General features: G+C 62.4%; 11 protein-coding genes, 1 tRNA gene and 1 pseudogene. 2 read left to right on the forward strand and 11 right to left on the reverse strand.

Features of this window, described 5'->3' with window-relative positions; genetic code table 11:
• Window positions 1–380: 380 nt before the first annotated feature.
• The 10 genes and pseudogenes from HUA78_RS06030 to HUA78_RS06075 all read right to left on the reverse strand — a co-directional run bounded on the left by HUA78_RS06030 (window position 381) and on the right by HUA78_RS06075 (window position 11070).
• Window positions 381–1256: an ATP-binding protein gene (locus HUA78_RS06030; RefSeq protein WP_174467044.1), complete on the reverse strand. Its 876-nt coding sequence runs from the start codon at window positions 1254–1256 to the stop codon at window positions 381–383.
• Window positions 1256–1732 (reverse strand): hypothetical protein, encoded by a 477-nt coding sequence (locus HUA78_RS47660; protein ID WP_174467045.1) that lies wholly within the window; start codon window positions 1730–1732, stop codon window positions 1256–1258. Before HUA78_RS47660 ends, HUA78_RS06030 begins: the two co-directional genes overlap by 1 nt.
• A complete protein-coding gene (locus HUA78_RS06040) occupies window positions 1729–2760 on the reverse strand; it encodes a CBASS oligonucleotide cyclase (RefSeq protein WP_174467046.1) in 1032 nt (343 codons plus the stop codon). Before HUA78_RS06040 ends, HUA78_RS47660 begins: the two co-directional genes overlap by 4 nt.
• A gap of 10 nt (window positions 2761–2770) precedes the next feature.
• A complete protein-coding gene (locus HUA78_RS06045; protein ID WP_174467047.1) occupies window positions 2771–4762 on the reverse strand; it encodes an SAVED domain-containing protein in 1992 nt (663 codons plus the stop codon).
• Between the two features lie 115 nt (window positions 4763–4877).
• Window positions 4878–6278: a hypothetical protein gene (locus tag HUA78_RS06050; protein ID WP_174467048.1), complete on the reverse strand. Its 1401-nt coding sequence runs from the start codon at window positions 6276–6278 to the stop codon at window positions 4878–4880.
• Between the two features lie 98 nt (window positions 6279–6376).
• Window positions 6377–6985, reverse strand: coding sequence for a hypothetical protein (locus tag HUA78_RS06055; protein WP_174467049.1), 609 nt, complete (start codon window positions 6983–6985; stop codon window positions 6377–6379).
• Between the two features lie 94 nt (window positions 6986–7079).
• The gene (locus HUA78_RS06060; RefSeq protein ID WP_174467037.1) at window positions 7080–9728 is read right to left on the reverse strand and encodes a CHAT domain-containing protein; all 2649 of its coding nucleotides are present in this window, start codon (window positions 9726–9728) and stop codon (window positions 7080–7082) included.
• A gap of 180 nt (window positions 9729–9908) precedes the next feature.
• Window positions 9909–10001 (reverse strand): annotated as a pseudogene (locus HUA78_RS47665) (zf-HC2 domain-containing protein); the annotation flags it as partial.
• The gene (locus HUA78_RS06070) at window positions 10001–10528 is read right to left on the reverse strand and encodes an RNA polymerase sigma factor (RefSeq protein ID WP_174475863.1); all 528 of its coding nucleotides are present in this window, start codon (window positions 10526–10528) and stop codon (window positions 10001–10003) included. The gene HUA78_RS06070 and the pseudogene HUA78_RS47665, both read right to left, overlap by 1 nt.
• A gap of 465 nt (window positions 10529–10993) precedes the next feature.
• A tRNA-Pro gene (locus HUA78_RS06075) sits at window positions 10994–11070 on the reverse strand.
• 266 nt (window positions 11071–11336) lie between these two features.
• Between HUA78_RS06075 and HUA78_RS06080 the strand changes: the two genes are divergently transcribed.
• Window positions 11337–11717, forward strand: a complete 381-nt coding sequence (locus HUA78_RS06080; protein WP_141646077.1) for a two-component system response regulator — start codon at window positions 11337–11339, stop codon at window positions 11715–11717.
• 7 nt (window positions 11718–11724) lie between these two features.
• On the opposite strand, the gene rpe is transcribed toward HUA78_RS06080, so the two are convergent.
• Window positions 11725–12381: a ribulose-phosphate 3-epimerase gene (gene rpe / locus HUA78_RS06085; RefSeq protein ID WP_141646078.1), complete on the reverse strand. Its 657-nt coding sequence runs from the start codon at window positions 12379–12381 to the stop codon at window positions 11725–11727.
• A gap of 170 nt (window positions 12382–12551) precedes the next feature.
• On the opposite strand from rpe, the gene HUA78_RS06090 reads away from it, so the two are divergent.
• Entirely contained in the window at window positions 12552–14075 is a 1524-nt protein-coding gene (locus HUA78_RS06090) for a GAF and HD-GYP domain-containing protein (RefSeq protein ID WP_371745513.1), read from the forward strand.
• The last annotated feature ends 69 nt before the right edge of the window (window positions 14076–14144 follow it).

Consider the following 14144-nt stretch of genomic DNA (forward strand, 5'->3'; position numbering starts at 1 on the left):
CACCATCCGCTTCACCATCTGCGCCTTGAATGCGTCTGTGTACGGCACTTCAACCGCCTGCACTCGCCCCCTTCGGGTGGTCAGCTCGGCATCTCAGCCGAGGCGACTTCTTCCCTGACACAGGGGGGTATATCCAATACTGGAAGGCGACGAGTGAGGCGTCGTGCCTGGCCGCGAACTCCCTCTGCTTCAGCCCACTCGCCTCGAACTCTTCCACCAACTGCTTCCACTCATTCGGATTGGGTCGTCGCATGCCGGAGTGAACCGGGTAGTAATGCGCAGGCCGAGGGCCAAATCACGAAGCTCAAGCTCATCAAGCGTCAGATGTATGGCCGTGCCAATTTCGACCTACCGCGTCGTCGTGGGCTGCGATACAAGGGTCATCCCTCCATCAACGGCGATGGCTCAACTATTTCCAGCGCCGCCAGCAGAGACTCAGTGCCGAATGGCGTGTCTCTCCGCAAGGAATCCAGGAGCGCCGTGCGTGCCACACGTTGCGTCAGGTCCGAGTACGAGAACAGCACTGGCCGCTCACTCCGGCTCACAAGCAACTCCACGTCCTGGGCTTTGTAGTGACTTCCCTCGAGCATCCGTTCAAAAAGGTGCCGGCGCTCGACAGGGCCTGGACGCGTGAACTCCAGCGTCAACGTTGCACGCCGCAGAAGCGCAGGGTCCATCGCCCGCGCACGATTGGTAATCATCAGCACCGCCATTCGGGTCTTTTCGCGAACAAGAAGATCGATTTGCTTGATGAGAACGTTGAGCCCTGCTCTGTCCTCATGATGGGCCTGACGCTCCGAGCGACTCAGACCGAGATCATCCGCCTCATCAATGATGAGCAATCCCGCGCCCTTCCCCACCTTGGCCCGGGCTTGGGTGAATGCGTCCGTCACTCTGGCTGATAGCTCTCCCACCATTCCAGTGCCTCGGATATTGGAAGGCGTTTCAAGAACCAGCACCTTCTCCTTGAGCTCATGCGCCAGCGGCGTTCCGATCGTCGTCGCCAGCGCTGTCTTCCCGCAGCCAACTTCCCCTGCCAACAGCACGAGCGGAGAGGCGGAGCGAAACGTCTCCACGAGAAGCAATCCTTTGGGATGATGACGGTGGACCCAGGTCTCCAGCCGATTGTGGGCCATTACGAGGACCAGCCCATCAATCAGTCTCTGCTTGTGTGCATCGAGACCAACCAACGCATCGAAATGCTGCTTCGCCATGCGGTCGGGATGTGTTGCCTCTAGGAGTTGCAACTCCGCCATCACCATTCTCCTATCCGGCTGCGAATGAGTCCGTAGCCATCCTTCGAATACGCACGATCTCGAACAGCATCCCCGCCCACACTGGCCCCTGGACCCCAGCCTCGCCTTCGCATTTCCTCACGCACGTGGCCCTGAACGGCATCCCGGTAATCGACATAGATGCTGCACGTCGTGCCTGCGGGCTGCATGTGGAGCTTTTGCCCACCTGATGGGGAGGACCCCAGAAGCGAGCCGTCATCGCTCACCTCATACCTGAATGCTCCCTCGGTTCCATTGGGACGAGTGAACTGAAGCTCAAATGCAGAAATAGCCTGTTGTGTCAGTAAGTAGGTCAAGTCGCCGTACCACTTCTGTGCCCTCTCCTGCGAAACAAAACCTCTCAGCACGCATCCAACAAAGTCATCCAAGACAAGATTCATGACTTCCCGAACTCGAGCCTCCGTGAAGGTTCCTGTCCCAGTGCGGGTGGAGGTCATTCCTCCGCCTCGCAATGATGGAGGAAGGGGTTTCCGAAGAGTTCGACCAGGGATTCCAGGCTTGCCACGTCATCCCCTCGGAGATCTGCGGCAATGACGCGATGGAGCGTGTCGCAAGCCTCCTCCAACCAGTCTCCCAATTCGTCGACCTCCGCCGTGCCCCATTGGGAGATGACGTTGTTTCCGGGATTGACGGGGTCCAGCGCCTCCCACACCACCATCTGGTCTGCGGCGGGGATGGAGACAAAGTCCTTGAAAGCGATTCGTTCTCGCTTCTGGACGGTAGCGGCGAGCAGGCTGAACCACTGCGCCAGGGTCTCCGCGTATGTCTCCTTGACCTGGACACGGTCATACGCGTGAGCACACATCAGGTCGAGGACGATGGAGGGAACGTCCTCAATAATGCGGGCATTCATCTGTCGAAACTCCCGCCACCACTTGACGAGCCGCACACACTCGTTGAACTTGACCCGGCCCTTCAGCAAGTTGCTCTCGCCGGTGCGTCGGGTGACGAACTCGATGTGCTTCTGAACGGAAGTCCGTCGCTGCTCTCCGTTCGCCCGCAGGAGGAGCTGCGACTCGTCGTTGCCGGGCACAGCAAGCATGGGAACAAGGTCGTAGCGGAGCTTCGTCCCCACGAAGTCGAGTTGAATGGAACTCCGCGTCTTTTTCCGCCGGGTCAAAGGATAGGTGGATTCAGCGTAGCGGTAGAACCGGTTGAGCAACTCGTCTATCCGCTTGCCGTCCTCGTCCTGAGGGGAGACCACGAATGGCAGGTCTACGTCCTGGCCCTCAACTTCGGAGTCGCCCTGGAGGTGCCGTCTCAGTCCGGTCTTCTTTTCGAACGATCCGGCGTTCGGCATCGAGCACACAGTCAGGCCATCCGTGTCTGCCTGCCCCCGGATGCGTAAGCGGATCTCAGCAGCTTGCGCGCGGATGGTATCCATCTTGGCGTCGTCCGTGCGGATCCAGTCGACGAAGGCACTCATCCGCCCGTGAAGCACACTTCGGGTGCTCAACTGAGTCATGGGGCATCTCCTATGAATGAGGGGTCTTGAAGATGTGGATGAAGGGCTTCTTGTTATGGACAGCATCATCCAGACCAAGCCGCCACTCATAGCCAGGCTTCGGTGCAGCCTTGGCGTTGAAGTTATAGACGTAGCAGCGCGGAAACACCGTTGCGGAGAGCACCTGCCCGAGAAGGAATGCAATGCTGACAGGAATAGCGGCGAAGACGTGAATGGATTCGATGCCGCCGAGTTCCGCCATGCACTGGTTGAGTTTTGACCGTAGCGTCTGCCTGTAGGCCTGCGCCTGCTCCTCACGCTGCACGATTCCGAAAGAGGGGCTGGCCACTTTGAAGTGGAGATCCGCCCGGACGTCACGAGCCGGAAGCACCGTCTCGCAGTCCGCGGCTTTGACCTCCGAGGAGATGGACACGCGAAGCTGGAGGGCACTTCCCGTGCCCTGAACGGGTCCTTCCATCTCCAGGGGGGCATAGGAGCCACCCGGCGTTTCGTCCCAGGTGAAACGCTTTTTCTCTCGGTCATACTCAATGACGTGGACGTGCTGCGTGGCTCGGGCGAGGTAGCCCGCGAGCACCGCAAACGGGACCAGCGGGAAGCCGTAGTAGAGTAACTCGACGCCGGGCCTGGAGAAGGTGCGCAGGAGTTCGCTCCCGGGCTTGGTCAGACGTCTCACCTGTTCGCTCAAGTTCGAGCGTCGGTTCTTTCCAAGAGCCTGCGTTTGATCGACGGAGACCTCTTCCAAGCGCCGGTTTTCGAGCAGCCTTGGCGCGTCAATGTGGCCCGGAGTTTTACGGACCTGGGAAAGTGCCTGGTGGCAGACGAGAACAAGATCTGAGCGAGGAACGGAATCGCTCGGGAGCTCCGGCGGAGCGAAAGGACGAAGCCCGGCCTCATCCTCCTCACGCCCGTAAAACTGAAGTGCTGCCCAATCCCTGGCTCCGGGCTCAAGCATCAGCTTGCGTCGAGCGGAGGAAAGGGCCTTCCGTAGGTTGCCGCTGCCGAAGAGCAGCTCCGCATAGAGCTGCTTCACCAGTGTGACGGAGCCCTTGCACGAGAAGGGAAGACGCGAAGCAATGACCGCGGGAACGCCTACGCGGTGGAACACCCGCGCGACACTCCCGAGGATGTGGGCTGGGATGCCCGCGTCCCCGCTCTGACACGCGCAGAGCGTTACGAGACGCAGTGAGGTCACGCGTCCAGGCAGCAGTCTTCGCAGGTCTGTGGGGTCGAGCCGGTCTGGCTCTTCGTAGGGGTCCTCCGGGCTGAGAAGGAGTCCGTACGCGTTCTCACGCGTCAGCCCCCCATGGCAGAGCAGGTGCAGCACCGTTACGGGACGTTCGGTATCAGCCAGTGCGTTTGCTAGCGTTCCTCGGTTCGCGCTCCGGAGCACATCTCGGAGGGGATCGAACTCAAGCCCCCCCTTCTGGCAGGCATCCTGGATCGCTTCGAGGTGCTCCTGGAAAGGAACGCCTCCTCCAGCGGCGGAGCAGGCAAAAAGGAGCCTCCCGTTCAGTGGAGGAGTTCCTGACAGAGGCTTTGGCAACCATTCGCAACGAACCAAGCAGTCAGGAAGCTCCGCAAGCTGATTTCCGGAAGCACTGAGCTTCAGCAACTCCCAAGGCAGATAGTAGAGTTCCGGAGCATCCGTACGTATCGTGAGGTCGATTGGCCGACCTTCCCGCTGTGCTTCTTCGATGGCAGCCTCATAGCGAGGCCACCTAGTCTGTTCCAGGAACTCAAACAGGCGATCACCAAACAACTCAAGCACTTCAGACGAAGGGTGGGACTTCTCTAGTTCGTCAAGAGCCTTGATAATCTTTGGGTCATCCCAAGGGAACGAGGCAAGGCTACGCTCACCGCGCGTATGCCGAACTTCATACTCCAAGCGATTTCTTGAGAACGCCTTGACCGTGCGCTTGAATTCAAGACTGACGCTGAGCGGTTTCTTATCCATATCAAGGAAGGAGAACGAAAGTGGGTCAGTGCTTGAAAGAAGATGCATTGCGAGGTGCTGGTTAGGGTCTGCTCAGAAATTACCTGTCCGCTTTTCGCGCCCGGAGGCCGATTTTCCGAGGGCGGGAACGCCTCTCATGGCTAGGTAAATTGCGAGCGGGCCCTTACCTCACTGCGAGGCCAGGCAGGCGCACCGCCGGATCTCCCAGCAACACGTAGTTGGCCAGATCCTGGCATAGCAACCACAGGCCAGCCTTTACCTTCGGGTCGACGGAAGAATCGCGTCCCGCAGCGCGCTCCCGCTCGTCCTGCTTGAAGAGCGCCGTCAACTCAACGAGGGACTCGCTGAAGAACCGAAGCAATGTATGAAGGGCATTACCCACGCGCCGTCCCTGAATCAGCGTCCGAAGGACGCCGAGAAAGCGCGAGTGAGCGAGGTTGCCCTCGTCACTGAACGTAGAGGTCCATGCGAGGTCCACATGGCCAATGACGGCCAACGGGCCAGAGGGATTGGTCAACACAGCCTGGGGTAACGCCGCCGTGAAAGGTTGGGTTCCTGCTCGTGGCAACCCTTCGGCCAGGATGCGCGCAGCATCCATGTCGACATCTCGAAGCTGTTGGAGCCAGGGCTCGTAGCTACTCCGCCCCGGAGTCCCCGCGCCGTAGCAGGCGAGATAGAACCAAATGCCACCCGGAAGGAATGGGCGTGAGACCAGATCCGCTCCCGTAAGCAGGCTCTTGTCGGGGAGCACGAAGGCCCCCTGAAGTTCTCGCTGCTGCTCGGGAGACTTCCAGCCTGAGCCCAATCCATGGCTCAAGGAGAGCATCACGCGCGGCACAGGTTCGGCCACACAGTTCAGCCATTGTACGGTGGAAGCCCCTTTCTCGTCGATAATCTCAAGGAGTTCTGCATCCGGAAAGTCCTTCGGCTGCCGATCCCGAAGGGCCTCGAAGCTCGGCCCCATCAAGACATCATGTGCGATGCCTGTTGCCCGTGTGCCATCCCGTGCGGTGTAGAGGAGCACACGGGGGCGCACCGGGCGCTGGGCATCGGAAGCCTCCCACTTCAACACCTTGGCGCAGTAAGCCTCGTACCCCTCCCCTGTAGGGAAGGCGAGCCGCCCCACAAAGGCGTCTGTCGATAGCACCTGCTGCAGATCGAGCGAGAGCCCATCCATGTCGCCGAGTAGCAGCAGGTACCGAGGACGGTCCGACTCATCCACCGCCTCCTTCCTGAACTCGCGCCGCTTCCAGCGCGCCGCAGTGGCGGCATCCATTCCCACCGGTGCACGGTAAGAATGGACCGAAGCCCCCTGCTGCCTCTCGCGCCACCGCACCAGTGGAGAGATGTGCACCAACAGCCTGTCCCCTTCGGGCCCCAGAGGTGCCACCACCCCCCAGCGCTGCTTCGGAAGGAAGTCGGAGTCACCGCCGGCATCCCAAAGCGATTCCGGAAGCTCCCGAAGTTTGGGGAAAGGAAGATCTGGAAACTTCTCCAGAGTCAGCCCTCGTGGAAGTAAGGGCTGGTGGTCATCAGCACGAGCGAGAAGCAGTTCGAGCGACACGGTGTACCCCTTGGGTTCAAGAAGCAGATGCTCCGCCGAGGGCCAGCGCGACGCCAGGCGCTGGACTTCCTGGGCAGCAGTCGTGAGTGCGCGGACGGCTACGGCTTCGGGAATGTGGGGTGGAGCTCCACTCGGGCCTGGTCCTTCACCATCCTGGTGACGAACACAGCGAGATGCTCTCGCACGGAGCCTCGAAGATTGAAGAGCACCTGACTCGAGGAGGCCAACGCCCCCACCGCAAGGAACTCGGCGGGCTCGTACGCCGGCATAAGGAGGACACGCCGTGAGGAGGCCTCACTTTTGGGCCAGGACGGTCCGGCGAACGAGTCCGCAGTAGGAGTCGTCGGGTCAGGAACCAATCCTCGAACGAGCGGCCCAGGTGGCTCCTCGGACTCCTGGCCCTCAATCGGGGGACCGGAGGTGTAGCGCCTGAGGATGCTCGCCGGAACCGGGGCCTGGACGTAGAGTTCGACCCCCGCATCGCTCTGATTCATGCGCGTGATGAAGTCAGCCAGATCTTCCTTGACCCTGCCTCGTGCCACGAAATGCACTCGCTTTGAAGGCTCAAGGACCCCAAAGGCCAGGAATTCAGAGGGCGGAGTGATGGGCATCAGGAAGGCGCAGCGCCCCGATGCACTGAGTCCGGCCCAGAAGTCGATATCGCTGTTGAACTCAAGGTGATGGAGGGTGAGCTGCGGCTTGCTCAAGACGGGCTCCTTGTGGCGGGTGAGCATTCTGGATGCACCTGCCTTTAAAGATGCCCTTCGGTTTGATTGTTCCCTCGCTCCCGAAGTCCGTGGCTCATTCGAACAGCAGTACGCTCGCAAGCCACTCCTGTTTTGCATCCTTCCCCAGCCACTGGGCGCGGACGTCGCGCAGCGCGACTGCGGGCGGAACTCCCATGCGCATGCGGTCCCGCACCTGGTTGAAGAAGACATTTGCCTCATGGCCGGGGATCCGCGCGGTCGCTGCTAGCACTCCGCGCGCCCCTGCATGAATGAATGCTGCCGGCAAACTAAGAGGCTCGTGCAGCGCATACGATGTGTGCGCGGCATGACATGAAGACAGGACGACGAACGGGGCCCCTCTTAGGCGAGTTTCACGCACCTGAGGAACCGTCAGCTCACGTGCGCCCCGCTCAGGCGACAAAAGAAGATACGACGCGTCCGCACGCTCGTAGATGAAGCCGTGCGTCACGAGGTCTATCTCCGTCGCATCCCGCATCGCGGAGCGCACCCTAGAAGGTGTCGCGTCTGCGCCCGAACGCATGATGTGCTGCTCATCAGGACCGAACGAAGGAACCCAGTGAGGCAGGGGCAGCACGTCCGCACCAGGGGGAACTTCCACGTCCGAGACGATAAGGTGGACGGAAGGCCCCGTCCGAGGGACGCGCGGCGTTGAGGTACGCGTGAGGTAACTCCAGGCCATTGACAGCGGAAGTAGCCCTGCTCGGCCATGAAGCGGAGGCCTAGCGAAGACCTCAACGCGTTCACAAGGCCGGAGTGCCGCCAGGAGTTCCTCTGGCACGAGCCCATCCAATCGCTCTGGGAGAGGCTCTCGCCGTGTTTCGTCATGCGAACTAAGTAGTTTCCCGTCCTCACCCCGAACGATGAGGAGCGTCCTTTCTGAGTCCGCGGTGGCCACAAGGAGGCACCGGCCTGGCAGTTGCAGGCCACGCTCCTGCGAGAAAAGTTCCAGGGCCTCCTTGAAGCTGCCGCGTCGGCCTGTCTCGAAAATGAGAGAGGTGAAGCTATAGGCTCGCGCTCGGCTTGCAGCGAGGTCTTCCTCCAATCCCGGGGCAGCAGCTTCCTGAATGGAGCGCCACAGCAACTCGCGTCCCCTCGCCAGGTCCCGTTCAATGAAGAACCGCCCAAGCGTATGCGTGCCCACGGCGCGTTCGCCCGGACTCCTCCTCACTGAGGGATTCGTCAGAGCCTTCAATAGGTGGGCATCATCGCCAGGGGCCCCCTTCACCCGCGCGATCTCCGAGAGCGTGAAGGCACCGCTGGGAGAGAGTGGGAGCCCTGAAGCAAGCGCCGCATCAATCTCCTGCCGGGCCTCATCCACCCGAAGGCCTTGGAAGGCGATGGACGCGAGGTTCTCATGGACACGCCTCACGGCGTCCGGCCTCCGCTCATTCCGCTCCAGGAATTCTTCAAGGTATGCCCGAGAGAGGGAAGTATCCTTCACAAGCCGTGCGATCTGCCCCAGATTCCACAGCAGATCCTGTTCCAGTTGCCATTCGTTAGTCGCGCGCGCTTCGCGCCAAGCCTTCTCGGCATGTTGGCGCGCGTCCTGGAATTCATGGAGCTTGATGAGAAGCGTGGACACCTCACTCTCGATAGAGAGACAGCGATATTCCAAGCCGGGTCTCTCGCAGAGCGGAAGCACCTCGCGCAACGTACCCACCGCATGTGCAAGGCGCCCTGCCCTCTTGTCCATCGCCGCACGCTCCTGGGCCGCTAGGAGTTGGAACCAGGGGTCCTTCATAGCGTTGGCCTTCGCTTGGAAGAGCTCCAAGTGACCAGCGACGGTATCGGTGCGTAGGAGCGCCCCCAAGAGGAGATCATCCTCTTGCGAGGAGAGGATTTGCATCATCCAGTGCTCCTTCTTCAAGGCCGAGGGACGCTCGAGCACCAGGGCCGCATAGCCCCGCGCCAGCGGCCCCCGCTGCGTGAAGTCCGCAGCAGCAACACGCTGGACGTACGCCTCAAGCACATGGGACAGGGTGCGCTCGTCTAACTTCCGGGCCAGCGGGAGCAAGGTCAGCACAGCCTCGGACGTGGGTGCGGCCCGCACCGCGTCATAGAAAAAGAGCCGAGCGATGGGTGTATCGCTGAAATCCTCGGGGAGAGTGACATCCGCGTTCGCGATCAGCGCGGTTCCCGCCTTGAAGACGGCTGTCCATCGATTGCGGTGCGTGAAGACGTCACGCTGAAGTCCCTCGGCTCGCTGCGTGGCCTCATCCGCCCAACCTGGCTCCTTCAAGGACGCCACCTGCGTAAAGGTCCTGGCTGCGGCAAGTGGGAGGCGGAGATCACGCAGTGCGAGCCCGCGGTTCCACAGAGCCTCCGCGTGTCGAGGAGCAGCCGCGAGCGCTGCATCCGCGCGCTGAAGTGCGTCCTCCGGCTTACCCAGTCGCAGCAGAGCCATCGCCCGCCGGCTCTCGGTGTCGGGGGTCTGGGGGAATTCGCGTAGTAGGGTTAGGGCCAGTTCCGCCCCGTTGCGGTCGCCCTGCATGAGAGCGCTTGCGACGGGGTCCTTTCCATCCGTCAGCACGGACACACCCATCGACTCAGGGGCCAGCTGTCCAGCCTCCGTAGCCCCCGCCATTGCAGGCACCAGGGGCTTGTAGGTCTCTGCCCCTGAACCGCTCAGGCGCGCTTCCGTCGCGCGGTAACGGACCTCACTCGCCGGGACGTACCGTCCGGAGAGGAAATGGCGAACCATGCCAAGTCCTAACAACAAAGTGGCAAAGCATGCTGCAGCCAGCATCAAGGTGCGCCGCTGAATCCAGGAGACCGTGGAGAGATGTCTCCGGGCAGAGTTCCGAGTCCTTCCATTCACGGTGTGGCGTTGTTCCAAGAATTGCAGCTGAAGAAGTGCCTCCACCTCTGTCTGGCAACGCGTACAGTCCGCAAGGTGGATACGGAAGTCCTGGGCTTGCGTGGGCGAGAGTTCCCCATCCACAAACGCCTCCACGTTGTTGCATGGAGTAGCCATCAGGGAACACCCGGTGTGAGGAAGGTTTGGAGATACTCGCGCAGCTTCGTGCGCGCATCGTGTAGACGCTTCTTGACGGTGCCGACGGGGATTCCGAGAAGGGTCGCGATCTCCTCGTACTTCCTCCCTGCTGCACGCAGGTCATGGGTCTCTCGTATCTTCGGACTCAGCGAATCAAGCGCCTCGGAGAACTGCTCGGAGGTGATGGCCTCATACGCAGGAGGAGGCTCGACCTCCAGAGCCTCGGCACTCAGGGCAGGATCTCGCGCCCCGTTCATTCGAGTTCGCAACCTCCGGCACTGTCCGAAGAACAAGTTGGCGAGAGTCCTGACCAGCCAAGCTTCGCCACTTGGCGCGGAGGGCAGGTTCTCCTTCCTACCGAACTCCTGAATGAACCGAAGGATGACCTCCTGAACCAGATCCTCGGCGTCGGTTTCGTCACCGCACAAGTTCATCGCCTGGGCCATCAGGCGGGCCTGGCGTTGCATGGCAAACGCCCCTGCCTGCTGTTGTTTCTCCTGACGCATGGCCCCCTGTGACTCCGAACGCCCCACTTGCCCGGGCTCCTGGAGCGTGTTTCGCCATGGGCGATCCGAACAGTTGGGGGAGTTCTTCGCAACCAGCCTGATGGCGGTGGGTAGGTGCATGGGAGCCGAAGGTCAAGAAGGCAGCGCGATTCGCAGCCCACCTAGGACGCCATGCCCAAAATTTGTTCCCTAAGAACTTTCACGCCGAGTCACCCGAGAGGGACCTACAGACAGGCGGCGCAGAAGAACAAGAGCCGCTCACCGGGAATGCCCGTTTCCAGGCGGCAACGGTACTGCCGGGCGTCCGCGCTGAGATTCGGAGCTCGCGGTCCACGAGCCCTGGGTGTGCCCCCTCTCTCACGGATTCCGCTGATTCCGCTCCCCAGCCGCGACTACCGGGCGAGCCGCAGAAAAAACGAAGGGCGCGGACCCGAGGATTTCTCCAAGGATTCCGCGCCCTTTTAATGGTCGGGGAGACAGGATTTGAACCTGCGACCCCTTGGTCCCGAACCAAGTGCTCTACCAGGCTGAGCCACTCCCCGATACGTCCGTCCGCCGGTGGTCTTCCTCGGGACCGGCGAAAAGTGCGGGCGGTAATACCCGTGCCCCTTGGCTGAGTCAACGTCCTCGGATCACCTTTTCGTTCCCCGCCCCCTCGCCTGCCCCCTCCACGAGTCCCTGAAGACCCTCACTCGCCCCTTCTCCCACCCTCCCCCCTTTTAAACTCCCCGACATTCCGGTACTTCCGGATATATTCACGGATTCTCCGGGCCGAAAAAGGCAGTGGGCCGTGCAGCTCGAATCGAAAATGCCCCCCGTCGTCCTCATCTCCGATGATGAACCGCTCATCGTGTCGGCCCTCGCCCGGGAGGCGAAGCGGTCCGGCTTGACGTGCATCTCGGACACGACGTCAGAGCGCGTCCTGGAGCTGGCCCGCCTCCACCGCCCCGCCGTCATCATCCTGGACATCAACCAGCACCAGGACGGCAGGGACTTGCTCGCCCAGCTCAAGCAGGACCCGTCCACCCGCGACTGCAAGGTCATCATCCTCAGCGGCGTCGAGGACCAGTTCACCCGCCACGTCTGCTTCGAACTCGGCGCGGACGACTACGAGGTGAAGCCCTTCGACCCCACCTTCATGACCCGCGTCGCCCGGCTCGCCAGCACCGTCGCTCGCACCCGCGCCTGAAGCCCGCCTACGAGCGCAGTGAACGAATGGCCGCCGCCCGGTCCTTCGCCCCGAAGACGTAGCTGCCCGCCACCAGCACCGTCGCCCCCGCCGCGACGACGCGCTTCGCCGTGTCGGCGTTGATGCCCCCGTCCACCTCGATGTCCGTGTCCAAGCCACGCGCGTCGAACATCGCTCGCAGCCGGCGCACCTTGTCCACCGTCGCCTCGATGAAGCCCTGCCCGCCAAAACCCGGGTTCACGCTCATCAGCAACACCATGTCCACGTCCCCCAGCACCTCTTCAATCGCCGACAGCGGCGTGCTCGGGTTCAACACCACCGACGCCTTCGCCCCCGCCTGACGAATCTGTTGCAGGGTGCGGTGCAGATGAGGGCTCGCCTCCACGTGCACCGTCAGCACGTCCGCCCCCGCCTTCACGAAGGCCTCCACGTACTTCTCCGGCTCCACAATCATCAGGTGCACGTCCAGCGGCTTCGTGGCCGCTCGCTTGATGGCCTCCACCACCACCGGCCCAATCGTGATGTTCGGCACGAACCGGCCATCCATCACATCGACGTGAATCAGGTCCGCTCCCGCGGCTTCGATGTCGCGGACCTCCTCGGCCAGGCGACCAAAGTCAGAGGACAGGAGCGAGGGGGCAATGCGCACAGGGCGACGGCTCATGGGGGCGCTACATACCCGCTTCCCACTCCCTCCGGCACGGGCTGAATTCCCGGACGTCCACTCGAAAGCAGGAAACCGAGCAGGTCGGGCCTGAAGGCAGTCACCTGGCTGGGCATGTTACAACCTCGACGTCCTGCACGGCCGCAGGCCACGTCGCCCGGAGCCGCTCGGTGCTCTCACGCTCTCCCGCCGTTCCGCAGCCACTCCCCGACCTCAATCGACGACTGGCGAAGCTCACGTCCATCCTGGACGTCGCCAAGGCCATGAGCGCCGAGAGGGATTTGGACCTGCTGCTCCCGCTCATCCTCTTCGAGGCCACCAAGGTGGTGGAGGCGGACCGCTGCTCGCTCTTCATCCTGGACCGCGAGCGCAATGAGCTGTGGAGCAAGGTCGCCCAGGGCTCGAAGAGCGAAATCCGGCTCCCCGTGGGCAGCGGCATCGCCGGACAGGTGGCCCACACCGGCGCCATCATCAACATCCCAGACGCCTACGCCGACACCCGCTTCAACCGCTCGTTCGACGTCTCCAGCGGCTACCAGACGAAGACCATCCTCTGCGTCCCCATGCGCGACGCCAACGGCGAAGTCACCGGCGTCATCCAGGCCCTCAACAGGCTCGATGGCCAGGGCTTCAACTCCGAGGACGAGGAGCTGCTGCTCGCCCTGGGCGCCCAGGCCGCCGGCGCGATTGAGAACGCCCTGCTCCACGAGGAGATCAACCGCCTCTTCGAGGGCTTCGTCTCCGCCTCCGTCGTCGCCATCGAAGCGCGGGACCCCACGACGGCCGGTCATTCAGGTCGCGTCGCCGACCTCACCGTGACCCTGGCCCAGGCCCTGGAGCACCTGTCCACCGGCCCCTATGCCCGGACGCACTTCTCCTCCACGGAGATTCAGGAGATTCGCTACGCCTCGCTGCTCCATGACTTCGGCAAGGTGGGCGTGCGGGAGAACGTGCTCGTCAAGGCGGAGAAGCTCTACCCGCATGAGCTCGAGGGACTTCGCGCCCGCTTCCAGCTCGCGCGCAAGGACCTCCAGCTCCAGAGCTACCGCCGCCGCTTCGAGGCCGTGAAGCACCGCGGCGACAAGCACCTGGCGGAAATCGAGGCCGAGGAGACCGAGCGACTCGGCACCGAGCTGAAGCACCTGCACGAGGTGTTCGACTTCGTCCTCACCTGCAACCGTCCCACGGTGCTCGCCCAGGGCGGGTTCGAGCGCCTGAACGAGCTGGGACACCTCCAGTTCGAGGACGCCGACGGCAAGACCCAGCCGCTGCTGCTGCCTCGCGAAATCCAATCGCTCTCCATCACCCGGGGCACCCTCTCCTCCGAGGAGCGCCGCGAAATCGAGAGCCACGTCGAGCACACCTACCGCTTCCTCACCCAGATTCCGTGGACGCGCGCCCTGCGCCGCGTGCCCGAAATCGCCTACGCGCACCACGAGAAGCTCGACGGCACCGGCTACCCACGCGCCATCCCCGAGCGCACCATCCCCGTCCAGTCGCGGATGATGTCCATCTCCGACATCTACGACGCGCTCACCGCCAGCGACCGTCCCTACAAGAAGGCCGTGCCCCATACCCTCGCGCTCGACATCCTCAAGCGCGAGGCCGACAACGGGCAGTTGGACAAGGAGCTGTTCCACATCTTCGTGGACGCGGAGATTCCCCGCCGCGCGCTGCCCAACGCGCCGAAGTAGCGGCCCCATCACGCACGAAGGGGAAGCCCTAACCACGGGCCTCCCCTCACGGTGCTTCGATGAGACTCA

Origin of the sequence: Myxococcus sp. CA033, assembly GCF_013336625.1 — a bacterium.
GTDB lineage: Bacteria > Myxococcota > Myxococcia > Myxococcales > Myxococcaceae > Myxococcus > Myxococcus llanfairpwllgwyngyllgogerychwyrndrobwllllantysiliogogogochensis.